The sequence below is a fragment of the Staphylococcus pseudoxylosus genome (genome assembly GCF_003697915.1).
Taxonomy (GTDB): Bacteria; Bacillota; Bacilli; order Staphylococcales; family Staphylococcaceae; genus Staphylococcus; species Staphylococcus pseudoxylosus.
The window spans coordinates 42503-66305 of sequence record NZ_RCVN01000008.1; the positions used below are offsets into that span (position 1 = coordinate 42503).

Sequence of the window (23803 nt, forward strand, 5' to 3'; positions counted from 1 at the left end):
ATAAAACATACTAGTCATCCCAGTATGCTGCTAGGGCGATTTTCTTAATTTCGTTCGATTAGAAAAACACAAATATAATTACTTGTATGTTTTCAGTTATCTCTCATTTTACATGATGTAGTAGAATAAATAAAGCAGTTTTATCTTGTTGCGTGCCATTAATACGAACAATTATGCTTATATTTTATAAAGAATGTAAAATTAACTTCTTGTTTTTTCAGAAAATTTGTAAAAAAATAAGTTTAAGCTTGAGTAAGAAATGAAAGTTATTATAAGATAATATGAGAAGGAAAAATTATTATCATTGCAAAATCAGTAGATTATCGTAGTGAAAGTGATGTTGAGGGTGATAGAGATGGATCAAGTAAAGAGAATTGTGGAAGATGTAAAAGTTGAAAAAAAGCGAACTGATAAAATATTTCAAGATGTAACTTTTGAGGTGCGTGCTGAACAAGTAATCATGTTTTTTAATTATAATGAAATTATTGATAACGTAAATGGAAATCAAATTTATGTAAAACATAATCATGATCCAGAGTTTATAGACATTCAGGAGTTAAATGTATTGAAATCAGAATTAAAAGAATTAGAAATTCCTTATCATGAACGTAGAGATGACTTTATGTAAAAATACCGTTAGCAACTTGAAATTATCAAATTGCTAACGGTATTTTTTAACCTTGATGTAAGTTAGACTTCTACTGCATCATCGTGTGGTTGAAGTGGATTGTTTTGATCAATGTGATCATAGAACATAACACCATTGATATGGTCAATTTCATGTTGAACCACAATCGCTGGGTAACCTTTTAAACGTAATTTAACTTCTTTACCATCAATGTCAGTCGCTTTTACTGTAATTCTATTTTTACGATGGACGAGTCCGGGAATATTTTCGTCTACGCTTAAGCATCCCTCGCCAGTAGGTAAATAAGCTTCTTGAATACTATGACTTATCACTTTTGGATTAACTAACATAAGGTCATAGCTTTTACCACTACCATCATCTGGTAAGTATACAGCTATCATTTTTTTAGGAACATTGATTTGAGGGGCCGCTAGTCCAACGCCTGAACGCAGTCCATATTTATTAGCAGTTTCCTCATCTTGACTATTAATTAAAAACTCTCTCATTGATTTCAATATATTGCGATTTTCATCAGAAATCGGTAACGGCACGTCTTGTGCTTTTTGTCGAAGTGTTGGATGTCCATCACGGATAATATCTTTCATTGTTAACATTTGTTCATACACCTTCCTTAATATAAAATATACCAAAACTTAATAGGAAAAATACAGTGATAGATTTGATTTATCATAAAATATTATATAATATATCATACAAATAAAGGAGGATTTCTCAAAATGAAATTAAAATATGGCATCGGTGCAGTAATTGCTTCTACAATGTTAGTCGCAGGTTGTACAACTGATAAAGGTGAAATTAAAGACTACAATGAAAAAGTACAAAAAGCATTTGATGAAGAGAAACCTGTTTCATCAGTAGGTAAAAAATTAAATAGCCTTGAGCAAGAAAAACAAAAATTAGTAAAAGAAATAAACGGAAAAGATCAGCAAGAAGTTAAAAAAACTTCAAAAAAAGTAGTGGATAACGTCGAAGAAAGAGAAAAAGAGTTTAAAAAAGAAGAAAAAGCGCTTAATGACTCTGAAAAAGAATTTAAAAAAGCACAAGAGCATGTCGACAACATAAGTGATAAACAAAAGAAAAAAGAAGTTGAAGAATTGAATAATGCACTTAAAGATAAGTACAAAGCGCACGACAATTATTCTAAAGCTTATAAAAATATTTTGACTAAAGAAAAAGATATGTTCAAGTACACTTCAGGTGATCAAGTGGATCAATCTGAAATTGATAAAAAGTCAGAAGCAGTATCAAAATCATATAAAGATATGAATAAAGCGTTTAAAAAATATTCAAATGCAATGAACAAAGTTAATCAAGAAAAAGAAGATGTTGATAGTCTTGCGTAAAAATTGAATGCAATACATTTGAAATTTGTGTTAATTGATTATAGCATAATAATTGGGTGCGCTTACATTTAAATGGAAGATTTTAGAAATAACCACAGAATTTTAGTAGTACAGTGTTATAATTTTCATTAGTACAGATTGAAAAACTGTATCCATTTTGAGTATTACAGAACTTTTTCAAATTGTTTAACAGTGTAACAGTTTTGTGGTACAATGTGATAGGATAAAATGAATTTCTACTATACGGGAAAGGTTTGGTGAATTGAATGGCTCAGAAATTAAAAGCCCAATTCGATGCAGAGAAGGTATTGAATGATACTGAATCTAAATTTGAAATGATTCAAATTTTGAATGAAGATGGCAATGTTGTTAATGAAGATTTATTACCAGAATTGTCAGACGAGCAATTAGTTGAATTAATGGAAAGAATGGTATGGACACGTATCCTTGACCAACGTTCTATTTCATTAAATAGACAAGGGAGACTAGGTTTCTATGCTCCAACAGCAGGACAAGAAGCTTCACAATTAGCTTCACAATATGCTTTAGAGCAAGAAGACTTTATTTTACCAGGTTATCGTGATGTACCACAATTAATCTGGCAAGGTTTACCTTTAACAGAAGCTTTCTTATTCTCAAGAGGTCACTTTAAAGGAAATAGAATGCCTGAAGGAGTTAACGCTCTAAGTCCACAAATTATTATCGGTGCACAGTATGTTCAAACAGCTGGTGTTGCATTAGGTATTAAAAAACGTGGTAAACAAGCTGTAGCAATCACTTACACTGGTGATGGTGGTTCGTCACAAGGTGATTTCTATGAAGGTATTAACTTTGCTTCTGCTTATAAAGCACCTGCAATTTTCGTTATTCAAAATAACAACTATGCGATTTCTACACCACGTAGTAAACAAACAGCAGCTACAACATTAGCTCAAAAAGCAATCTCAGTTGGTATTCCTGGTATCCAAGTTGATGGTATGGATGCATTAGCAGTATATCAAGCAACTAAAGAAGCGCGTGACCGTGCTGTAAATGGTGAAGGTCCAACTTTAATTGAAACAATGACATATCGTTATGGTCCTCATACAATGGCTGGTGACGACCCAACTAAATACAGAACATCTGATGAAGATTCTGAATGGGAGAAAAAGGATCCATTAGTACGCTTCAGAAAATTCCTTGAAAATAAAGACTTATGGACTGAAGAAAAAGAAAACGAAGTTATTGAACGTGCTAAATCTGAAATCAAAGCTGCGATTAAAGAAGCAGACAACACTGAAAAACAAACAGTTGTTGACTTGATGGAAAATATGTACGATGAAATGCCTCAAAATTTAGCTGAGCAATATGAAATTTATAAAGAGAAGGAGTCGAAGTAACCGATGGCACAAATGACAATGGTTCAAGCGATTAATAATGCGCTTAAAACCGAATTACAAAATGATGAAAATGTCTTACTTTTCGGTGAAGACGTCGGTGTTAACGGTGGTGTTTTCCGTGTAACTGAAGGTTTACAAAAAGAATTCGGAGAAGATCGTGTATTCGATACACCTTTAGCGGAATCTGGTATTGGTGGTTTAGCTCTAGGGTTAACTACACAAGGATACCGTCCAGTTATGGAAATACAATTCTTAGGATTTGTATTTGAAGTATTCGACTCTGTAGCAGGACAAATCGCGCGTACGCGTTTCCGTTCTGGTAACTCTAAACAAGCTCCAGTTACAATTCGTGCACCATTTGGTGGCGGCGTGCATACACCAGAATTACACGCGGATAACTTAGAAGGTATTTTAGCTCAATCACCTGGTTTACACGTGGTAATCCCTTCAAATCCATACGACGCTAAAGGATTATTAATTTCTGCAATTAGAAGTAATGACCCAGTTGTATATTTAGAGCACATGAAATTATATCGTTCTTTCCGTGACGAAGTACCTGAAGAAGAGTACACAATTGAAATCGGAAAAGCTAGCGTAAAACAAGAAGGTAATGACATCACACTGATTGCATACGGTGCAATGGTACAAGAGTCATTAAAAGCAGCAGAAGAATTAGAAAAAGAAGGTTACTCAGTAGAAGTCATTGATTTACGTACTGTTCAACCAATTGATATTGAAACACTTGTCGCTTCAGTTGAAAAAACTGGTCGTGCGGTAGTAGTTCAAGAAGCGCAACGTCAAGCAGGGGTTGGTGCAACAGTTGCATCTGAATTAGCTGAGCGTTCAATTCTTTCATTAGAAGCTCCTATTGCAAGAGTTGCAGCGGCTGACACTGTCTATCCGTTTACACAAGCTGAAAATGTTTGGTTACCAAACAAAAACGATATCATTGAAAAAGCAAAAGAAACATTAGAATTTTAATATACTCATTGAATGGAGTAGCGTATACGATACTCCATTCAAGTTTATATATACAACAAAGAAGGTATGAGTAGTATATCTCAACCTGTTTTCTAATTTTTGACTTAATATGAATTTTTAGGAGGATAATAACGTGGCATTTGAATTTAAATTACCCGACATTGGTGAAGGTATCCACGAAGGTGAAATTGTAAAATGGTTTGTTAAAGCTGGAGATACAATTGAAGAAGATGATGTATTAGCTGAAGTGCAAAACGATAAATCAGTTGTAGAAATTCCATCTCCTGTTTCAGGTACTGTTGAAGAAGTTTTAGTAGACGAAGGTACTGTAGCAGTTGTTGGTGATACAATTGTTAAAATCGATTCACCAGATGCAGAAGACATGCAATTTAAAGGTAGCGAAAGTGACGAAGCTGCTAGCGAAGAAACAGAGGCGCCAGCAGAAGAAAGTACACCAGAAGCACCTGCACAATCTTCAAATGATGAAGAAGTAGATGAAAGCAAACGCGTTAAAGCGATGCCTTCAGTTCGTAAATATGCACGTGAAAAAGGCGTTAACATTAAAGCTGTTTCAGGTTCAGGTAAAAACGGACGTACTACTAAAGAAGACGTTGACGCTTACTTAAATGGCGGTCAATCAACTGCTTCAAACGAAAGTGCAGCAGCTGCTAGCGAAGAAACAACTAGCACAAGCGCTTCACAACCAGCAGCAGTTTCAACTGAAGGTGAATACCCAGAAACTACTGAAAAAATACCTGCAATGCGTAAGGCAATTGCTAAAGCAATGGTTAACTCAAAACATACTGCACCACACGTAACATTAATGGATGAAATTGATGTTCAAGAATTATGGGATCACCGTAAAAAATTCAAAGAAGTTGCAGCTGAGCAAGGTACTAAATTAACTTTCTTACCTTACGTTGTAAAAGCACTTGTTTCTGCACTTAAAAAATATCCAGCACTTAACACAGAATTCAACGAAGAAGCTGGCGAAATCGTGCACAAACATTACTGGAATATTGGTATAGCAGCTGATACAGATAGAGGTTTATTAGTACCAGTAGTTAAAAATGCTGATCGCAAATCTATGTTTGCAATTTCAGATGAAATTAACGAACTTGCTGTTAAAGCTCGTGACGGTAAATTAGCAGCTGATGAAATGAAAGGTGCTACTTGTACAATCAGTAACATCGGTTCAGCTGGTGGACAATGGTTCACACCAGTTATCAACAACCCAGAAGTTGCAATCTTAGGTATCGGACGCATCGCACAAAAACCTATCGTTAAAGATGGCGAAATTGTTGCAGCTCCAGTATTATCATTATCATTAAGCTTTGACCACAGACAAATTGATGGTGCTACTGGACAAAATGCTATGAATCATATTAAACGTTTATTAAATAATCCAGAATTATTATTAATGGAGGGGTAAAACATGGTAGTTGGAGATTTCCCAATTGAAACAGATACTATTGTAATCGGAGCAGGACCTGGTGGATATGTTGCGGCAATTCGTGCAGCACAATTAGGTCAAAAAGTAACAATCGTAGAAAAAGGCGAACTTGGTGGCGTATGTCTAAACGTAGGATGTATTCCTTCAAAAGCGTTATTACACGCTTCGCATCGTTATGACGAAACTAAGAACTCTGAAAATTTAGGTGTAATCGCTGAAAGTGTTTCACTAAAATTTGATAAAGTTCAAGAATTCAAACAATCAGTTGTTAAGAAATTAACTGGTGGTGTTGAAGGATTATTAAAAGGTAATAAAGTTGAAATCGTAAAAGGTGAAGCTTACTTTGTTGATAACAATAGCCTACGTGTTATGGATGATAAAAGTGCGCAAACTTATAACTTCAAAAACGCGATTATTGCAACTGGTTCTAGACCAATTGAAATCCCTAACTTCAAATTTGGTAACCGCGTAATCGATTCTACTGGCGCTCTAAATTTACAGGAAGTTCCTGGTAAATTAGTTGTCGTTGGTGGTGGCTATATTGGTTCAGAATTAGGAACTGCTTTTGCTAACTTTGGTTCAGAAGTTACTATCTTAGAAGGTGCAAAAGACATCTTAGGCGGTTTCGAAAAACAAATGACGCAACCTGTTAAAAAAGGTATGAAAGAAAAAGGCGTTGAAATTGTAACTGAAGCAATGGCTAAATCTGCTGAAGAAACTGAAAACGGTGTTAAAATAACTTATGAAGTAAAAGGCGAAGAACAAACAATCGATGCTGATTACGTATTAGTTACGGTAGGACGTCGTCCTAACACTGACGAATTAGGCTTAGAAGAGTTAGGCCTTAAATTTGCAGATCGTGGATTATTAGAAGTAGACAAACAAAGCCGTACTTCAGCTGAAAACATTTTTGCAATTGGTGATATCGTTCCTGGTTTACCACTTGCGCATAAAGCTAGCTATGAAGCTAAAGTTGCTGCTGAAGTAATCGCTGGAGAAGCATCTGAAGTAGACTACATTGGTATGCCTGCTGTATGTTTCACTGAACCAGAACTTGCTACTGTAGGTTACACTGAAGCTCAAGCTAAAGAAGAAGGTTTAGCAGTTACAGCTTCTAAATTCCCTTATGCAGCTAATGGTCGTGCTTTATCATTAGATGATACAACTGGATTTGTTAAATTGTTAACACTTAAAGAAGATAATACATTAGTAGGTGCTCAAGTAGTTGGTACTGGTGCTTCAGATATTATTTCTGAATTAGGTTTAGCAATTGAAGCAGGTATGAATGCTGAAGACTTATCTTTAACTATTCATGCGCACCCAACATTAGGTGAAATGTCTATGGAAGCTGCTGAAAAAGCATTAGGATTACCTATCCATACAATGTAATTTCTTAGAATTTCATACTAAAGTTAAAAAAAGAATGTGACATAACAAGTATTTGTTATCACACTCTGGTAAAAACGTTTGCGATTGAGCATAGCTTAAATTAAGTTATGCTCATTGTAATCACGTATTGCCAATATGACAATTGAGTCCGGGACATAAATAGATGTCTCGGATTTTTTTCTGTATATACCATTTAGATGATACAAAGTATTGGTTTAAAATATAATGAAGATAGGTCAGTTGAATGGGAGGTAAAGAATAATGGAATATCAATATCCAATAGATTTAGATTGGACAAATGATGAGATGATGCAAGTCGTGTCATTTTTCAATGCTGTTGAAGCTTATTATGAATCTAAAGTTGAAGGGCAACGCGTACTAGATCGCTATAAGCAATTTAAAGAAATTGTACCCGGCAAAGCTGAAGAGAAACAGATTTTTAAAGAATTTGAAAATAGTAGTGGTTATAACAGTTATCAAGTAGTTAAAGCAGTGCAAACTTCACCAGAACAAAGATATTTTTCAGCAAAATAAAAATAACTATTGTCATAATAGCTATATTCTGATATTTTTATTAAGCATTAAACAAAATGTTTGATAAAAGTAAACAGAATATGGCTTTTTATTTTTTTAAGGTCATAAATGATAGTTATGATGAAAATAAAATTTTTTCACTATAATTTTTTGAAAAGGTGAAATTAATGGATATAGGTAAAAAAATTAAGAATTTACGTATCATAAAACATTTAACACAAGAAGAATTAGCAGAACGTACTGACTTATCAAAGGGTTATATATCACAAATAGAAAGTCAACATGCATCGCCAAGTATGGAAACCTTTTTGAACATATTAGAAGTATTGGGCACGACGCCAAGTGATTTTTTCAAAGCACCACGAACAGAAAAAGTGTTATATAAAAAGGCATCACAAGTTACTTATGATGAATATGATAAAGGATATATATTAAATTGGCCGGTTACACAGTCTAACGAATTTGAAATGGAACCATTATTACTAACGTTGAAAGGAAACGCCTCATATAAAAACTTTGAACCTTCAGAATCAGATACTTTTATCTATTGTTTAAAAGGGCAAATTACTTTGAAATTAGGTGATGATGATCACCATGCTGTAGAAGGAGATGCGCTTTATTTTAAGGCTAACCAGCTACATAGATTAATAAACCCAACATCAGAAGAAGCGCAAGTGATGATAGTCGCTACTGCTTCTTATTTATAGGAGGATATATACATGAAACCTTTATTATCTTTCAAATCTGTAAGTAAAAGTTATGATGATTTACAGATTTTAGACAAGATTGATATTGATATAGAGTCAGGTCATTTTTATACACTGCTTGGACCATCGGGTTGTGGTAAAACTACCATATTAAAACTCATTGCTGGCTTTGAAACTGCAGATAATGGAGAGATTATTTATCAAAACAAGAAAATAAACCAAACACCGCCAAATAAACGTAAAGTAAATACAGTCTTTCAGGATTATGCGTTATTTCCACACCTTAATGTTTATGACAATATAGCTTTTGGATTAAAACTTAAAAAAATGAGTAAGTCTGAAATTAAAAGGAAAGTTCAAGAAGCTTTACAGCTTGTAAAATTAACGGGGTATGAGACACGCACAATTGACGGTATGAGTGGCGGTCAAAAACAACGCATAGCAATTGCACGAGCTATAGTTAATGAGCCTGAAATACTCTTATTAGACGAGTCGCTGTCTGCGCTGGATTTAAAATTACGTACACAAATGCAATATGAGTTAAGAGAGATACAATCCAGATTAGGAATAACGTTTATTTTTGTAACTCATGATCAAGAGGAAGCCTTAGCACTTAGTGATTATATCTTTGTTATGAAAGATGGTAAAATTCAACAATTCGGCACACCAACTGATATTTATGATGAACCAGTCAATCGCTTTGTGGCAGATTTTATAGGAGAATCTAATATCGTTGAGGGTACAATGATTGATGACTACTTAGTTAACATTTATGGTCAAGATTTTGACTGTGTTGATATGGGCATAGATTCTCAGAAAAAGGTTGAGGTTGTTATAAGACCAGAAGATATTAGTTTAATAGCAGCTGCAGATGGTTTATTTGAGGTCACTGTTGATTCGATGTTATTTAGAGGTGTTCACTATGAAATTAATTGTATAGACAGAAAAGGCTATGAATGGATGATTCATTCTACTAAAAAAGCAGAAATAGGAAGTAAAGTTGGCTTATATTTTGATCCTGAAGCGATTCATATTATGGTGCCAGGAGAAACTGAAGCAGAATTTGATCAACGTATCGAAAGTTATGAGGAGCATAACCATGCGTAAAATAAACAAATTCTTATTCATTCCTTATGTGTTATGGATGATACTATTTATTATAGTTCCTGTACTTTTGCTTGTGTACTTCTCCTTATTTGATTTACACGGGCATTTCAGTTTTGACAATTATAAGCAAATTCTAACATGGAAATATTTTCGTATGATTTGGGATTCAGTAGTTTTTGCAGCTGTTATCACACTCATTACATTGTTAGTCAGTTATCCAGCAGCTTATTTTATTAGGTCCTCAAAATTCCAAAATTTGTGGTTATTGATATTAATCATACCTACATGGATTAATTTACTACTGAAGACCTATGCATTTATTGGGTTATTGAGTCATGATGGTATTATCAATCAAATGTTAAAATTATTACATTTACCTGAAATGGATTTATTGTTTACTGTTCCTGCATTTTTAATTGTAGCAAGTTATATTTATATTCCATTTATGATTTTACCTATTTTTAATAGTATGAAAGACATTCCTAATAATATATTACAGGCATCTAGTGACTTAGGTGCAAGTCCGTTTACTACTTTTAGAAAAGTAATACTTCCATTGACTAAGCAAGGCATATTAACAGGTATTCAAGTAACGTTCATTCCTGCATTATCATTGTTTATGATAACGAGATTAATTGCAGGAAATAAAGTAATCAATATAGGAACTGCGATTGAAGAGCAATTTCTTGTAATTCAAAATTATGGGATGGGTTCAACGATTGCGCTATGCCTTATTATATTTATGGCGCTAGTCTTGATTATTACTAATACTAAATCTTCGAATGGAAGAGGGTGAAACAAGTGAAATGGTATGGTAAGTTATATATCTACATATTAACGGCAGTATTGTATATCCCGATTTTATTTTTAATGCTTTATTCCTTTAATTCTGCGGGTAACATGATTCATTTTGAAGGATTTACATTAGAACATTACCAATCTTTATTTAATAATGAACGTCTCATGGCAGTTATTTTTAATACAATTGCTGTTGCTTTATTAGCCGCAGCCTTTGCAACGGTGATTGGTACGATGGGGGCCATTGCTTTATTTCATCTGAGAAATAAAAAATTAAAAGTTTCATTGTTAACATTAAATAATGTGTTGATGGTTTCGTCAGATGTTGTTATCGGTGCGTCGTTTTTAATTATGTTTACGGCTATTGGTCATTTTACAGGTCTAGGGCTTGGATTCAAGACTGTGTTAATTTCTCATATTGCATTCTGTATACCAATCGTTGTCATCATTGTTTTACCTAAACTTTATGAAATGAATGATTACACACTAAATGCAGCACGTGATTTAGGCGCAACTGAATTCCAAGTATTAAATAAAGTAATGTTACCGCATCTGATGCCTGCAATCATTGGTGGTTTTTTTATGGCTCTCACGTATTCACTAGATGACTTTACTGTCAGTTTCTTTGTGACTGGTAATGGATTTAGTGTATTATCAGTAGAAGTTTACGCTATGGCTAGAAAAGGTATTAGCATGGAAATCAATGCTATTTCTACAATATTATTCGTAGTCATTATGTTAGGTGTTCTTGGTTATTATATCATCCAAAATATGATGAAACATAAAAAGCAAGTGAAACGAGGTATACAGCAATGAAGCGATTCTTACAATTAATCATAGTTTCAATTGTTGTTGGATTAATATGTCTGTTTATCAGTCATAAGTTTACAGCGAAAGACCATTCAAAAAATGGCGAAAAAATTTATGTTTATAATTGGGGAGAATATATTGACCCTAGTTTAATTAAAAAATTCCAAAAGGAAACAGGTATTGAAGTAATCTATGAAACTTTTGATTCTAATGAAGCTATGGAAGCAAAAATACGCAACGGTGGTACACATTATGACGTCGCTTTTCCTAGTGAATACACTGTTCAAAAATTAAAAAGACAAAACATGTTATTACCAATAAATCATGATAAGATTCCTAATATCAAAAATTTAGATTCAGATTACATGAATATGTCTTTTGATAAAAATAATCAATACTCATTGCCATATTTTTTTGGAACTGTAGGAATTATCTATAATAAAAAAGCATACCCAAATGACAATTTTGATTCTTGGAATCAATTATATAATAAAAAGTATAGTAATGATGTATTATTAGTAGATGGTGCAAGAGAAGTCATAGGTTTAGCATTGAACAAATTAGGATACAGTTTAAATGATACGAATTCACAACACCTAGAAAAAGCGGAACAAAATTTAAGACATTTAGGTCCAAACGTTAAAGGTGTCGTAGGTGATGAAATTACTATGATGCTAGAACAACATGAAGCGAATGTTGCTGTTGTGTGGAGTGGTGTTGCTGCTCCTATGGTTCAAGGTAGTGATGAATTTGATTACGTTGTGCCTAAAGAAGGTTCGAATTTATGGTTTGATAATATGGTAATACCTAAAACTGCTCAAAATAAAGCAGGCGCATATAAGTTTATGAATTTCTTATTAGACGCACAAAATAATAAGCAAAATACAGAATGGGTTGGTTATGCAACACCAAATAAAGCAGCAAGACATTTACTTCCAGATGAAGTGAAAAATGATGAACGTTTTTATCCATCACAAGCGTCACAAGAAAACTTAGAAGTTTACAGAGATTTAGGAAAAGAAACATTGAGTGAATATAACGAAAGATTTTTAAATTTTAAAATGTCATTAAAATAAATCTAAGTTAGTAGTTATTTTAGCGTATTTTCGCTATAATAGTTTGAAAGCATTATAAGGAGTTGTATAGACATGTCAGGAGAGCAATATACTCAAGTTAGACGTCCTGTGAGTCGACTAGCAGAAAAAGTATTAGGTTGGTTAAGCTGGGTATTTTTATTATTACTAACCATTATTACGATGTTTATTGCACTAGTATCTTTTAGTAGTGAGACATCAATACAAAATTTAGAAACTACATTAAATGGGAATGATTTTGTTCAGCAAATTTTAGCTAATAACAGTTTGAATACGACGCAATTTGTGATTTGGTTACAAAATGGTGTGTGGGCGATTATTGTTTACTTTATTGTGTGTTTATTATTATCATTCTTAGCACTTATCTCAATGAATATTAGAATGCTGTCAGGATTTTTATTCCTCTTAGCTACAATAGTTACGTTGCCGTTAGTGTTATTATTTGTGCCGCTGATTATTCCAATCTTGTTTTTAATCGTAGCAGTTATGATGTTTGCGCGTAAAGATAAGGTGGAAACGGTGCCTACTTATTATGGTGAAGGGTACCAAGGTCGTTATTCAGAATATGAACAACAAGCTGAACCAACACCGCAATATAGTGAGAGGGAACATACTTCTGACGTTGAACAACAAACGAGAACAGAGAATCAGCTAAGAAGAGGTGGCTATTCTTCTGAAGTAGCAGAAAAAGTAAACGCTGATACACAAGAGGCACATGAAGGACCTCAAGTACTTTCGAGACAAGCGAAATACAATTATAAACATAAAAAGCAAACTGAAGATGATCAACAACCAACAGATGAATTTGGTCCAGTAAGTGATGTTTATGATGAAAATGGAGAGGCAGTTTCAAATCAAAGTCAAACTGAAGTTGATGATACAATAACAGAGTATGATGAACAGGCTCAAGCAGAAGCTGCACAGAGAAGACAAGAAGCGTATGAAGAAGAGCAACGAAGAAAGCAAGAAGCGTACGAAGAAGAACAACGTCGTAAGCAAGCTCAAGCAGAAGAAGCGGCAAGATTGAAACAAGAGAAAGCAGAAGAAAAAGCTCGTATTAAAGAAGAAAAGAAAGAACGTAGAAAACGTGAGAAAGAAAGACGTAAACAACAACCAAGTGCAGTAAATCAACGCAGACAAAATTTTGAAGAACGTAAAAAAATGACTTCACAAACTGTTGATGATACAGCTGAACATGATAGTAAAGGAACACCTGAATCGGACAACTCAGAAAACAACAAATAAGATATAAATATTTTAGAATGTGCTATGCGATTTGCTAGTTCATTTGAAACTTAAAAAAGGAACGAGACTGATGTCTCGCTCCTTTTTTGTATTTCGTTTATAGTTCTTGGAAAGTCTGTATAATTAAGTATATATTTAATAAACTTAAAATAATGATTAAGATCCAAGATATGATATTAACCCATGATTTATTTATGAATTGTCCCATTAAACTATGATCATTTGTTGAAAGTTGTAAGGGAATCAAAGAGAAGGGTAGAGCTAAACTTAAAAATACTTGTGAGAATACTAGTAATTGTTCCATTTTTGCTTCATTGCCTTTAAAGATAATTAAACATAATATGATTGGCAGTATTGCAATTGAACGAGTAATCAATCTACGTAACCAATTGGGTATTTTTAAATTTATAAAACCTTCCATCACAATTTGACCAGCCATTGTCCCTGTTATTGTAGAATTTTGACCAGAAGCTAGTAATGCGACAGCAAACAGCGTACTCATAATTGCTCCTAATGAAGCGCCTAATATAGGTTGATTTTGTAAAGCATTGAATAAGTCATAAAATCCACCGAGTTGATCAGAATTGACACCAAAGAACAGCGCAGCGCCTAGTACTAAAAGTAAGCAGTTTACCACAAAAGCAATGGACAATTGAATGTTTGAATCTATAATTGCATATTTAATTGCTTGCGCTTTAGATTGAGTGCTCTTACGATCATACATTCTTGATTGAACAATGGATGAGTGTAAATATAAGTTGTGAGGCATGATTGTCGCTCCAATTATACCTAAAGCAATAAAGAGTGCACTGTTATCTGTGATAATTGTCTTACTAGGTAAGAACCCATTTAAAACTTCTGATACATGTGGGGAAGCTACAAAGACTTCAAAGATAAATATAGCAAGTACAGTAAAAATGAGTGTACCTACAATAGCTTCAATTTTTCTAAAGCCAAATTTCATTATGAACAATAATAGAAAAACATCTAACACAGTGATTAATGCACCCACCAATAAAGGGATGTCAAAGAGTAAATCAAGTGCGATTGCACTACCTATTACTTCAGCTATATCTGTTGCAATAATGGCTAACTCTGCAATAATCCAAAATATAAAAGCAATCGGTTTATTTAAATAGTGTTTTGTTGCTTGTGCTAAGTCCATACCTGTTGCTATTCCTAACCTCACTGTCATACTTTGCAATAACATGGCTGAAAGACTTGAAAGTAAAATCACGAATAGCAAAATGTAGCCGAACTGTGCACCACCTTGCATAGATGTAATCCAGTTACCAGGGTCCATATATCCTACAGCTACGAGTAGGCCGGGTCCTAAATAAGAAAAAAGTTTTTGGCTAAACTTGCCGTGAGTATTGACTGAAACCGTATTATTGATTTCATCTAAACTCTTATTATGGGATTGAATCGTTTTGCTCAATACCCTCACCTCCATATACATTTATTAATATTTCATAGATTACTCCAAAAAAAATATTAGGTCAACCTAAATAGTGTGATAAAAGGTATTTTATTTTTACTGAATTAATTATTATATTTAAACATATATAATAAAAATACGTAGCAATTAGGGCGTGATGATTTTTTACTTAATATAAATTTGCTATGATAGAATTAATAAAAAATAGGAGGAAGATGATGAAAAGAAAAGCTGAAAGAATCACAGCCTGGATAGCAAATGGTCTAAGCATACTATTTTTGTTACTTATGATCCTTGTATTTTCTTTCCTAAATGTGCCAGAATTTCAAGAAACATTTAAAGAGATGAATCAGCAACAAGGTGTAGAAATGTCGATTGAAGCATTTAAAACTTCCATGATTTTCCAAGGTAGCTTTTTAATTATTTCAACGATACTAGGTATTATTGGGACATTGACTATTAAAGGAAATCGTATATTAGCAGGCTGTATTTTAATTATTGCAGCGATTACTGGTATATTTGCAGGAAACTTTATTGCACTGATTTTATGGTTTGTTGTTGCGATCATGCTGTTTGTAAGAAAAGGTCCACATGATGGGGACAATCAAAATGATAGAGCATTTTCTCAACAGAATTTTGATAATCAAAATAATCAGCGTAAACAAGCAGAAATTAACCCAGAAAATGAAATGAAAAAGAAAAAAGAGGATGACCCATATATTTACTAAAATACTTTAGACAAGATGATGTTTAGTCAATTTACAAAATTTTGTGCTCTCGTATAATGACCACTAACTCACTAAATTTAGAAGTGGCCTTTAAAAAAGTGAAAGCTCAAGCCAATTCCAATATAAAGATTGGGGATGGGACATAATTATCACCGACTAAAGTATAAACATCAATTTCTACTGAGTATACATAGAAATTGATGTTTTTTGATTGTATGAAATATTGAAGTTTCTACTGATAGCGTAATTTGAGTCATGTTATAAACTTTATACATAAGACACCTCGTTAATTTAGTTTAGTAGTGTTTATTAAATTATACGTAAAGGTCTTATTTTTAAAATGTGAAATTACACATAAATGTGATGTAGTTTGGCAAGATGCTTGAGGGGATGGTACAAGCTGCAGAATACAGGATGAAGCTGATACCCTAAGAAAGCGGGTCAACAATACGAACATTGAATAAAAAAGAAGCACTCGGATGAATTGAATCATCTGAGTGCTATTTTTGAGGATTTATGTCCAAAAATCTTCTAATGTAATAATTATTTACAATAAAATAATATAGTGCAAGTATTTTAGAGAAAATGACTATCATCATACTTTCGCTTTTATTTACTTATTTGTAAAATTTCAATAGATATTCAAAGGTGTCTTCTAAAAATTCTAAAAATGATTTATCACTCTTAAGTACTTCAGAGCCTGGAGCTAACGTACGAGCTACGAAAAATTCACCTTTTTTAACTTCTTTAACACGTTTAAACGCTTTGTATATATCTTCATCGGTCATTTCGTGTATGTATGTCTTTTCTTGGCTCATATGGTCTAAGCTTATACTAAAATCATTTGGAAGATTTTTTAATGTTTCAAATTGATTTTCGAAAGCTATAACTTGTTGTGCTTTATCTTTTGCCTCATGCATAACACCATACATAATAAATAATTGATTTTCAAATAGTCCTATTTGAAAATGAGGCTGCATTTTATAACCGCGCTTATTAGTTGCGAATGCTACCCAGGTATCTTTAGGTGGATTAACACTTCGACGAGCGTGTTTCGCTACGTGTGGATAGAAAACTTCACCTGTAGCAGTTTCTAAATATTGTGAGAAATAATCACCTAAAGCGTGCAATTGTGGTCTAATATGGTTATTAAGTGCTTCCATTCTGGCATCTAAGCCATCTACTGTAAATACTTTGAAGTCTTTAGGTTTAAATGTATATTGAGTCATTTGTGCCTCCTATAATCATTATTTTCGTATGTATTGTAGCACATTATACTCAGATAGACATTTTACATGCTTCTTATTTTTAGATAGAAAATGATTTGTTACGCATTGTGTACACTATGTTTGAACAGGGTAAAGATAAACTATATTGAATAATCTTAAATTCACCTTATTCTAAATTCGTATAATGATTGAAATAATAAAGGTTGGTTAATATCTTTTTGAAAGTTAGTTAATGTATAATGAAGAATGAATAAGGAGCTGATACGATGACTGTCTATGAATTTGCCAAAGGACTTATATTAGAAGCAGGAATTAATGTTAGAAAAATAATGAAAGAAGATATAAAAGTAGAAACTAAATCTAATCCTAACGATTTAGTGACAAATGTCGATAAAGCTACAGAAAAATACCTTTTTGATAATATAACAGAAACTTATCCTAATCATTTAGTGATTGGAGAAGAAGGTCATGGGCATGACTTAAAAGATGAAACAGGTGTAGTTTGGGTCATCGATCCAATAGATGGTACGTTAAATTTTGTACATCAAAAAGAAAATTTTGCAATATCTATTGGTATTTATAATAACGGGAACCCATATGCTGGCTTTGTCTATGACGTTATGAATGATGTGTTGTATCATGCTAAAACTGGTGAAGGTGCGTATGAAAATGGTACATTGTTACCTAAAATCGAGAACACGCCTTTAAAGACAAGTATTATTGGAATTAATCCAAATTGGCTAACAAAGCCGAGACTAGGAGAAGTGTTCAAACCTATAGTAGAGGAAGCCAGGAGTGCACGAGCATATGGTTCTGCAGCTTTAGAAATTATACATGTCGCGACAGGAAAATTGGGTGGTTATGTCACCCCCAGATTACAACCTTGGGATTTCGCAGGTGGTTTGATTATTTTAAATGAAGTAGGGGGGCTTGGTACAAATTTGATGGGCGATACATTATCGATTTATGAACCTAATTCAATTATTATGGCCAATGCACAGTTACATTCTGAATTAATCGAACATCATTTTCAAAAAAATAACGAAATTATTGAATTATTACAGCAGCGATTAAAAAACTAAGCATTAGTGTATATTTTGTAAATAAACTTATAAAAAAAGCGTCTCAATCCTGTTTTGAAGGAATGGGACACTCAGTTATTAAATATAGTCAAAATCATTTAATTACAGCCAATCATTTTCACGATATTTCTTTTTTAATGTGAAACCGTAACCAAATGTTGCAATGAATAATATAAATGTTAAAATCATGAATGGAACATTTGTAGCAGCTATACTAAAGCTGAATAATAGTAAAAAGACAATAGCTACTATAGCGAGTACCCAGAAAATTGATTTGGATTTTTTTTGTTGCATTATACCACACCTTTATAGTTTTCTTTAACCAATTATATGATATAATAAAAAAGTTGCAAAGAAAAGTGGGAATTTACTCGAGAAAGGAAATTGTATAAAATGACTAAATTAAGAGAAGATGTGCGTAATATAGCAATCATCGCTCACGTTGACCATGGTAAAACGACACTTGTAGATGAATTATTAAAACAATCAGGAATTTTCCGTGAGAATGAGCATGTAGATGAAAGAGCAATGGATTCAAATGATATCGAAAGAGAACGTGGTATTACAATCCTTGCTAAAAATACAGCAGTAAATTATAAAGATAATCGTATTAATATTTTAGATACACCAGGTCACGCCGATTTTGGTGGTGAAGTTGAGCGTATCATGAAAATGGTTGATGGTGTTGTCTTAGTAGTTGACGCATACGAAGGAACAATGCCACAAACTCGTTTCGTATTGAAAAAAGCTTTAGAACAAAACTTAAAACCAGTAGTTGTAGTTAATAAAATTGATAAACCTGAAGCTAGAGCTGAAGGTGTCGTTGATGAAGTATTAGACTTGTTTATCGAATTAGAAGCAAATGATGAGCAATTAGATTTCCCAGTTGTCTATGCTTCAGCTGTTAATGGTACAGCAAGCTTAGATCCAGAGAAACAAGACGAAAACATGCAATCATTATACGAAACGATTATTGATTATGTTCCTGCTCCTGTTGATAATAGAGATGAGCCATTACAATTCCAAACGGCGTTACTAGATTATAGTGATTATTTAGGTCGTATTGGTGTTGGACGTGTGTTTAGAGGAACAATGCGTGTAGGTGATAACGTTTCACTAATTAAATTAGATGGTACAGTTAAAAATTTCCGTGTAACTAAGATCTTTGGTTACTTTGGCTTGAAACGTGAAGAAGTTAATGAAGCACATGCAGGTGACTTAATTGCTGTATCAGGAATGGAAGACATCAACGTTGGTGAAACTGTTACGCCAATAGATAATAGAGATGCTTTACCTGTATTAAGAATTGACGAACCAACGTTAGAAATGACGTTCAGAGTAAACAATTCTCCATTCGCTGGTCGTGAAGGTGATTATGTAACATCTCGTCAAATTCAAGAACGTTTAGATCAACAATTAGAAACAGATGTGTCATTAAAAGTTACAGAAACTGATTCACCAGATAAATGGATTGTTGCCGGTCGTGGTGAATTACACTTATCTATTTTAATTGAAAATATGAGACGTGAAGGTTTCGAATTACAAGTTTCTAAACCACAAGTTATTTTAAGAGAAATTGATGGCGTAAAATGTGAACCATTTGAACGTGTACAATGTGAAGTACCACAAGAATACACAGGTGCTGTTATTGAATCATTAGGCCAACGTAAAGGTGAAATGTTAGATATGGTAACTACAGATAATGGCTTAACACGTATTATCTTTATGGTACCAGCACGTGGATTAATTGGTTATACTACTGAATTTATGTCTCAAACGCGTGGTTATGGTATTATAAACCACACATTTGAAGAATTTAAACCTCGTGTTAAAGGTCGTATTGGCGGTAGAAGAAATGGTGCATTAGTATCATTAGACACTGGTAAAGCAAGTTCATATGCACTTATGGGCTTAGAAGACCGTGGTATTAACTTCATGGAACCAGGTACTGAAGTTTATGAAGGTATGGTTGTTGGTGAACATAATCGTGAAAATGACTTAACAGTCAATGTTACGAAAGAGAAAAACCAAACTAACGTACGTTCTTCAAACAAAGACCAAACAGTAACTATGAAACGTCCTAGAACTTTAACGCTTGAAGAAGCGTTACAATTTATTAATGACGACGAACTTGTAGAAGCTACACCAGAAAATATCCGTATTAGAAAAACAGTATTAGAAAAAAATGCTCGTGAAAAAGAAGCAAAACGTATTAAACAATTAATGCAAGAAGATGAATAAAAGTCTACTAAATTTAATTTAGTATGATTGTGGAGCTGGGAAATTAACGTCTCAGCTCTATTTATTATTAAAGCGATAGCGTGATAATACGATATTAGTAAATAAGCCAGATTGTAAAAATAATGGCTCAGAAAATAAGCAAACCTTAGGTGATCGTTCGCCTAAGGTTTGCTTATTTATATATTATAATCTTTTTAGTGTAATTTAGTCAGTTATTTGAGCCGACTCCTGTGTGAAGCGCGTTAGTCGAAGACTACAAGCTAGACAGTGTCCACGTAAAGCATGCATAAAAAAACTGCCTACAAAGTCAGAAACATTGTCGACAGTTTAAAATCATCCCATCGCAAAAAAAGGAGGTACTGATTTATATTAACGATGATCATAAGTAGTAATTTGATTACGTTGTTTAGGTGTATCAAGTCTACTTTTACATTCATCACACATAAAAGTATGCATTGGATCATTGCGTAATCTTTTAGCTTCTAAAGTATTTTGATCTATAAATACTTCAGTATCGCAAATTATGCATTGAACTTTTTTCATATTAAATCACCTCGATATGAGTGACATACTTAAATTCGTATGAATAACCTTCTTCTGGAATATATACAAAACTATCTACTGAATAATCGTCATATAATTTTTTGCCGTCTTTTGCAAATTGGAAAAAAAGATATGGTAATAAGTCGATAGGTACTTCTATTGACTCGTTATCATTAAATAAACGAATTGTTTTTGCGTGATCAAACGGTTCAGCATTTTTGAAAAATGGAGACATATTAATGACAAACGAATTTTCTAAAACAGCTCTTTTTTTATATTTAATTTCAGAATTTAACGTTGGTGGATTAGTTTGACCTTCTAAAATTGCTCTATTCCATTCACGATTATCATCAAAATTGATTGGTTTGGTACCGTCGAATATACCTTGCTCTAAATCTTCTATTTGAACTTTTCTGTCATCAAAAATCCAAGTTGTACTATCTAAAGTAATTGGAAATTTAACTTCACCCTTAATTTGAATCATAATCCCACTCCTATTTGCATATCTTGTTTCTAAATTAAAACGCTATTAAGTAATCACTCACAACATTAATATATTACATTGAATCTGACTTTTTTGTGAACAAATACATGTTTGAAATAAAATGTATAGCTTATTATTAAAGCAAAATATTCTGACAAAAATTAGCTTATATATTGGCATTGCTCGTCTGACACTTAGTATCGTTATAAATTCAATTAAAATAAATAATTGTTAATTACAATTTTATCACAAATACTAGTATTACGTATATTCCTGAATTCACTTGCTTTTTGGTATGCATTAAGATAAACTCGTCATATAAAGTTACAATTGATAGGGGGAGTATGTCTTGGTGAAAAATCAAAATATTAGTAATGTGGCATATGACCAGTTGAATAAAGATGCTGATAGGATTCTCCAACTTATTAAAGTACAAATGGATAATCTTACATTACCTCAATGCCCATTGTATGAAGAAGTACTTGATACACAAATGTTTGGATTACAAAAAGAAGTAGATTTCGCTGTACAACTTGGTTTAGTTGATAGAGAAGTGGGCAAAGATTTAATGCTTCGATTAGAAAAAGAACTTTCTAAATTGCATGATGCATTTACAAATGTTTAATTGGGTTAAATAAAATAGTTTTATAACTGGGAAACTTGTTTTCCATGTTCAAAAAATATAAAAACTTATATGGTGTTCATTATCAAACTACATAAGTATACTACGGGTGGCTAGGATATCAATAATTGTTGATTATATCTTAGCCACTTTTGTCATGTTTAAAAGTGAAATATATGAGTATCTAAAAAAGAATATTTTGTTATATTTATTCGAAAAATTGATAGAATGTTTGTTATAATGTTTGAAGTACAATTTATTTTACATAACGTTGAAAAATTTTTAAAGACAACTGAGGTATTGAACATAAGTCGAATTAATACAAAATATTTAGTTAGTGATAATAAATAATGAGAATTGGATGATATGTCAAATGAATAATGTGAAACAATTTTTTCGATATATAGGTCGAAATGCAAAATATATTGATTATCCGTTAGTCATTACCTACTTATTACTATGTTTGATAGGTTTGGTAATGGTTTACAGTGCAAGTATGGTTGCTGCTACTAAAGGATCATTAACTGGCGGTATATCAGTAGCTGGAACATACTTTTATACTAGACAGTTAATGTATGTAATTATGAGTTTGATTATTGTATTTTTTATGGCTTTCTTTATGAATGTCAAATTTCTTGAAACAAGCAGGTTTCAAAAAGGCATGATGCTTGGCATCGTTATATTATTGGTTGCGACGTTATTGATTGGTAGTAATATCAATGGTTCAAAAAGTTGGATTAATTTAGGCTTTATGAATTTACAAGCTTCCGAGTTATTGAAAATTGGCATCATTTTATATATCCCTTATATGATTGAAAAGAAACGGCCTAAAGTATTCAAAGAACCTAAATTACTAACATATCCTATCGTTTTAGCAGGCATATGTATAGGCCTTGTGTTGTTGCAACGAGACGTCGGTCAAACGTTACTTATTATGATTATTTTCTTTGCAATATTATTTTATGCAGGTATTGGTGTTCAAAAATCAATCAAATACGGGCTGTTGATTATAGTAGGGGTAGTAATTATTGGTTCGCTGTTCTTACTAGTTGGATTGGTTCCGGATTATTTAACAGCAAGATTCAGTACGTTAACGAATCCATTTAGTCAAGAATCTGGTACAGGATACCATATTTCAAATTCGTTGATTGCAATTGGTAATGGTGGCTTACTAGGTAGAGGTTTAGGCAATAGTATTATGAAATTAGGGTATTTACCTGAACCACATACAGACTTTATTTTTTCTATTATTTGTGAAGAATTAGGTTTATTAGGTGGTTTGTTCGTTATATGTTTACTCTTTTTTATTGTTTATAGAGCTTTTGAACTCGCAAGTAAAACAAATTCTTATTTTTATAAGTTAGTTTGTGTAGGAGTAGCAAGTTATATCGGTAGCCAAACTTTCGTTAATTTAGGTGGTATTTCTGGAACGATTCCATTAACGGGTGTGCCTTTACCATTCATCAGTTTTGGTGGTTCTTCGATGATTAGTTTAAGTATAGCGATGGGCTTATTATTAATAACAGCAAAACAAATTAAAATCGAACAAGCAAAATATAAAAAAACAAGAAAAAATAGAACAAACATTAGCCCGACCAGATATTCTTAATAAAGGCAAACGTTTTGATACAAATGTATTGAAAACGTTTGCTTATTTTTTTATATTTTTAAAGTGATTTTGAAAAACTTTTATCAAAGTATAATTATGATAACTAAAAGTTATCGTAATTAATAACTTTTTATTATGGAATTCTTATGATATAATTTTGTAAGAAAGTGATGGTATCAAGGATTTATGTAGTTTGTAATGTGATGGTCGTTACCTATTCGTCAGTGAGTGACATGTGTATTTTGAGCTGTTTTAAAATAATGGCTATATATTTTTTACTGTCTACATTGTTCGGATTTTGCTATAATGATTTTTATATCAAACTTTTTTGAAAATTC

Annotated in this window: 24 protein-coding genes; 18 read left to right on the top strand and 6 right to left on the bottom strand. The window is 32.7% G+C overall.

The features are described from left to right. The first annotated feature begins 355 nt into the window (after window positions 1-355). The gene (locus D9V42_RS08385; protein WP_107529746.1) at window positions 356-628 is read left to right on the top strand and encodes a hypothetical protein; all 273 of its coding nucleotides are present in this window, start codon (window positions 356-358) and stop codon (window positions 626-628) included. A gap of 62 nt (window positions 629-690) precedes the next feature. Here D9V42_RS08385 and def read toward each other — a convergent pair whose 3' ends face one another. Then, window positions 691-1242, bottom strand: a complete 552-nt coding sequence (def, locus tag D9V42_RS08390) for a peptide deformylase (protein WP_107555856.1) — start codon at window positions 1240-1242, stop codon at window positions 691-693. Window positions 1243-1365: 123 nt separating this feature from the next. Here def and D9V42_RS08395 point away from each other — a divergent pair, with 123 nt between their 5' ends. From D9V42_RS08395 to auxB, 12 genes are all read left to right on the top strand, one after another. Further along, window positions 1366-1992, top strand: a complete 627-nt coding sequence (locus tag D9V42_RS08395; RefSeq protein ID WP_122064412.1) for a YkyA family protein — start codon at window positions 1366-1368, stop codon at window positions 1990-1992. A 266-nt stretch (window positions 1993-2258) separates the two neighbouring features. Then, complete coding sequence (pdhA, locus tag D9V42_RS08400; protein WP_107555854.1) at window positions 2259-3371, top strand: pyruvate dehydrogenase (acetyl-transferring) E1 component subunit alpha; 1113 nt, start codon at window positions 2259-2261, stop codon at window positions 3369-3371. A gap of 3 nt (window positions 3372-3374) precedes the next feature. Further along, a complete protein-coding gene (locus D9V42_RS08405; protein ID WP_017724146.1) occupies window positions 3375-4352 on the top strand; it encodes an alpha-ketoacid dehydrogenase subunit beta in 978 nt (325 codons plus the stop codon). Window positions 4353-4485: 133 nt separating this feature from the next. Continuing rightward, on the top strand, window positions 4486-5784 hold the full coding sequence (locus tag D9V42_RS08410; protein ID WP_107555853.1) for a dihydrolipoamide acetyltransferase family protein: 1299 nt from the start codon (window positions 4486-4488) through the stop codon (window positions 5782-5784). Between the two features lie 3 nt (window positions 5785-5787). Further along, window positions 5788-7194 (top strand): dihydrolipoyl dehydrogenase, encoded by a 1407-nt coding sequence (lpdA, locus tag D9V42_RS08415; protein ID WP_107529741.1) that lies wholly within the window; start codon window positions 5788-5790, stop codon window positions 7192-7194. 261 nt (window positions 7195-7455) lie between these two features. Then, entirely contained in the window at window positions 7456-7728 is a 273-nt protein-coding gene (locus D9V42_RS08420) for a UPF0223 family protein (protein WP_017724149.1), read from the top strand. A gap of 167 nt (window positions 7729-7895) precedes the next feature. Beyond that, window positions 7896-8435, top strand: coding sequence for a helix-turn-helix domain-containing protein (locus D9V42_RS08425; protein ID WP_122064414.1), 540 nt, complete (start codon window positions 7896-7898; stop codon window positions 8433-8435). Window positions 8436-8447: 12 nt separating this feature from the next. After that, a complete protein-coding gene (locus D9V42_RS08430; RefSeq protein WP_122064416.1) occupies window positions 8448-9542 on the top strand; it encodes an ABC transporter ATP-binding protein in 1095 nt (364 codons plus the stop codon). Continuing rightward, complete coding sequence (locus tag D9V42_RS08435; RefSeq protein WP_107555780.1) at window positions 9535-10338, top strand: ABC transporter permease; 804 nt, start codon at window positions 9535-9537, stop codon at window positions 10336-10338. Before D9V42_RS08430 ends, D9V42_RS08435 begins: the two co-directional genes overlap by 8 nt. 5 nt (window positions 10339-10343) lie before the next feature. After that, entirely contained in the window at window positions 10344-11156 is an 813-nt protein-coding gene (locus D9V42_RS08440; RefSeq protein ID WP_122064418.1) for an ABC transporter permease, read from the top strand. After that, window positions 11153-12226: an ABC transporter substrate-binding protein gene (locus D9V42_RS08445; protein ID WP_122064420.1), complete on the top strand. Its 1074-nt coding sequence runs from the start codon at window positions 11153-11155 to the stop codon at window positions 12224-12226. Before D9V42_RS08440 ends, D9V42_RS08445 begins: the two co-directional genes overlap by 4 nt. A 72-nt stretch (window positions 12227-12298) precedes the next feature. Continuing rightward, complete coding sequence (gene auxB / locus D9V42_RS08450; protein WP_122064422.1) at window positions 12299-13489, top strand: lipoteichoic acid stability factor AuxB; 1191 nt, start codon at window positions 12299-12301, stop codon at window positions 13487-13489. Between the two features lie 97 nt (window positions 13490-13586). Here auxB and D9V42_RS08455 read toward each other — a convergent pair whose 3' ends face one another. Continuing rightward, a complete protein-coding gene (locus tag D9V42_RS08455) occupies window positions 13587-14942 on the bottom strand; it encodes an Nramp family divalent metal transporter (RefSeq protein ID WP_122064424.1) in 1356 nt (451 codons plus the stop codon). A gap of 203 nt (window positions 14943-15145) precedes the next feature. Between D9V42_RS08455 and D9V42_RS08460 the strand changes: the two genes are divergently transcribed. Next, a complete protein-coding gene (locus D9V42_RS08460) occupies window positions 15146-15655 on the top strand; it encodes a DUF4064 domain-containing protein (RefSeq protein ID WP_107555785.1) in 510 nt (169 codons plus the stop codon). A 617-nt stretch (window positions 15656-16272) separates the two neighbouring features. Here the strand turns inward: D9V42_RS08460 and D9V42_RS08465 are convergent. Next, window positions 16273-16884, bottom strand: coding sequence for a YktB family protein (locus tag D9V42_RS08465; protein WP_107555786.1), 612 nt, complete (start codon window positions 16882-16884; stop codon window positions 16273-16275). Window positions 16885-17150: 266 nt separating this feature from the next. Here D9V42_RS08465 and D9V42_RS08470 point away from each other — a divergent pair, with 266 nt between their 5' ends. Further along, window positions 17151-17966, top strand: a complete 816-nt coding sequence (locus tag D9V42_RS08470; protein WP_122064426.1) for an inositol monophosphatase family protein — start codon at window positions 17151-17153, stop codon at window positions 17964-17966. A gap of 102 nt (window positions 17967-18068) precedes the next feature. On the opposite strand, the gene D9V42_RS08475 is transcribed toward D9V42_RS08470, so the two are convergent. Next, window positions 18069-18260: a DUF5325 family protein gene (locus tag D9V42_RS08475; RefSeq protein WP_017724160.1), complete on the bottom strand. Its 192-nt coding sequence runs from the start codon at window positions 18258-18260 to the stop codon at window positions 18069-18071. A 99-nt stretch (window positions 18261-18359) separates the two neighbouring features. On the opposite strand from D9V42_RS08475, the gene typA reads away from it, so the two are divergent. Next, on the top strand, window positions 18360-20207 hold the full coding sequence (gene typA / locus D9V42_RS08480) for a translational GTPase TypA (RefSeq protein WP_107555788.1): 1848 nt from the start codon (window positions 18360-18362) through the stop codon (window positions 20205-20207). A 369-nt stretch (window positions 20208-20576) separates the two neighbouring features. Here the strand turns inward: typA and D9V42_RS08485 are convergent, their stop codons facing one another. Beyond that, complete coding sequence (locus D9V42_RS08485) at window positions 20577-20750, bottom strand: DUF2197 domain-containing protein (protein ID WP_017724162.1); 174 nt, start codon at window positions 20748-20750, stop codon at window positions 20577-20579. A gap of 1 nt (window position 20751) precedes the next feature. Further along, on the bottom strand, window positions 20752-21234 hold the full coding sequence (locus tag D9V42_RS08490; protein WP_119613209.1) for a hypothetical protein: 483 nt from the start codon (window positions 21232-21234) through the stop codon (window positions 20752-20754). A gap of 349 nt (window positions 21235-21583) precedes the next feature. Between D9V42_RS08490 and D9V42_RS08495 the strand changes: the two genes are divergently transcribed. After that, window positions 21584-21859, top strand: coding sequence for an Fpa/YlaN family protein (locus tag D9V42_RS08495; protein ID WP_017724164.1), 276 nt, complete (start codon window positions 21584-21586; stop codon window positions 21857-21859). 370 nt (window positions 21860-22229) lie between these two features. Beyond that, on the top strand, window positions 22230-23465 hold the full coding sequence (gene ftsW / locus D9V42_RS08500) for a cell division peptidoglycan polymerase FtsW (protein ID WP_122064428.1): 1236 nt from the start codon (window positions 22230-22232) through the stop codon (window positions 23463-23465). Window positions 23466-23803: the final 338 nt, after the last annotated feature.

Excerpts from the sequence above, each read along its gene's own strand:
- D9V42_RS08385 (WP_107529746.1), top strand. The coding sequence starts at position 356 with ATGGATCAAGTAAAGAGAATTGTGGAAGATGTAAAAGTTGAAAAAAAG.
- def (WP_107555856.1), bottom strand. The coding sequence starts at position 1,242 with ATGTTAACAATGAAAGATATTATCCGTGATGGACATCCAACACTTCGA.
- D9V42_RS08395 (WP_122064412.1), top strand. The coding sequence starts at position 1,366 with ATGAAATTAAAATATGGCATCGGTGCAGTAATTGCTTCTACAATGTTA.
- pdhA (WP_107555854.1), top strand. The coding sequence starts at position 2,259 with ATGGCTCAGAAATTAAAAGCCCAATTCGATGCAGAGAAGGTATTGAAT.
- D9V42_RS08405 (WP_017724146.1), top strand. The coding sequence starts at position 3,375 with ATGGCACAAATGACAATGGTTCAAGCGATTAATAATGCGCTTAAAACC.
- lpdA (WP_107529741.1), top strand. The coding sequence starts at position 5,788 with ATGGTAGTTGGAGATTTCCCAATTGAAACAGATACTATTGTAATCGGA.
- D9V42_RS08420 (WP_017724149.1), top strand. The coding sequence starts at position 7,456 with ATGGAATATCAATATCCAATAGATTTAGATTGGACAAATGATGAGATG.
- D9V42_RS08425 (WP_122064414.1), top strand. The coding sequence starts at position 7,896 with ATGGATATAGGTAAAAAAATTAAGAATTTACGTATCATAAAACATTTA.
- D9V42_RS08430 (WP_122064416.1), top strand. The coding sequence starts at position 8,448 with ATGAAACCTTTATTATCTTTCAAATCTGTAAGTAAAAGTTATGATGAT.
- D9V42_RS08435 (WP_107555780.1), top strand. The coding sequence starts at position 9,535 with ATGCGTAAAATAAACAAATTCTTATTCATTCCTTATGTGTTATGGATG.
- D9V42_RS08445 (WP_122064420.1), top strand. The coding sequence starts at position 11,153 with ATGAAGCGATTCTTACAATTAATCATAGTTTCAATTGTTGTTGGATTA.
- auxB (WP_122064422.1), top strand. The coding sequence starts at position 12,299 with ATGTCAGGAGAGCAATATACTCAAGTTAGACGTCCTGTGAGTCGACTA.
- D9V42_RS08455 (WP_122064424.1), bottom strand. The coding sequence starts at position 14,942 with ATGGAGGTGAGGGTATTGAGCAAAACGATTCAATCCCATAATAAGAGT.
- D9V42_RS08460 (WP_107555785.1), top strand. The coding sequence starts at position 15,146 with ATGAAAAGAAAAGCTGAAAGAATCACAGCCTGGATAGCAAATGGTCTA.
- D9V42_RS08465 (WP_107555786.1), bottom strand. The coding sequence starts at position 16,884 with ATGACTCAATATACATTTAAACCTAAAGACTTCAAAGTATTTACAGTA.
- D9V42_RS08470 (WP_122064426.1), top strand. The coding sequence starts at position 17,151 with ATGACTGTCTATGAATTTGCCAAAGGACTTATATTAGAAGCAGGAATT.
- D9V42_RS08475 (WP_017724160.1), bottom strand. The coding sequence starts at position 18,260 with ATGCAACAAAAAAAATCCAAATCAATTTTCTGGGTACTCGCTATAGTA.
- typA (WP_107555788.1), top strand. The coding sequence starts at position 18,360 with ATGACTAAATTAAGAGAAGATGTGCGTAATATAGCAATCATCGCTCAC.
- D9V42_RS08485 (WP_017724162.1), bottom strand. The coding sequence starts at position 20,750 with ATGAAAAAAGTTCAATGCATAATTTGCGATACTGAAGTATTTATAGAT.
- D9V42_RS08490 (WP_119613209.1), bottom strand. The coding sequence starts at position 21,234 with ATGATTCAAATTAAGGGTGAAGTTAAATTTCCAATTACTTTAGATAGT.
- ftsW (WP_122064428.1), top strand. The coding sequence starts at position 22,230 with ATGAATAATGTGAAACAATTTTTTCGATATATAGGTCGAAATGCAAAA.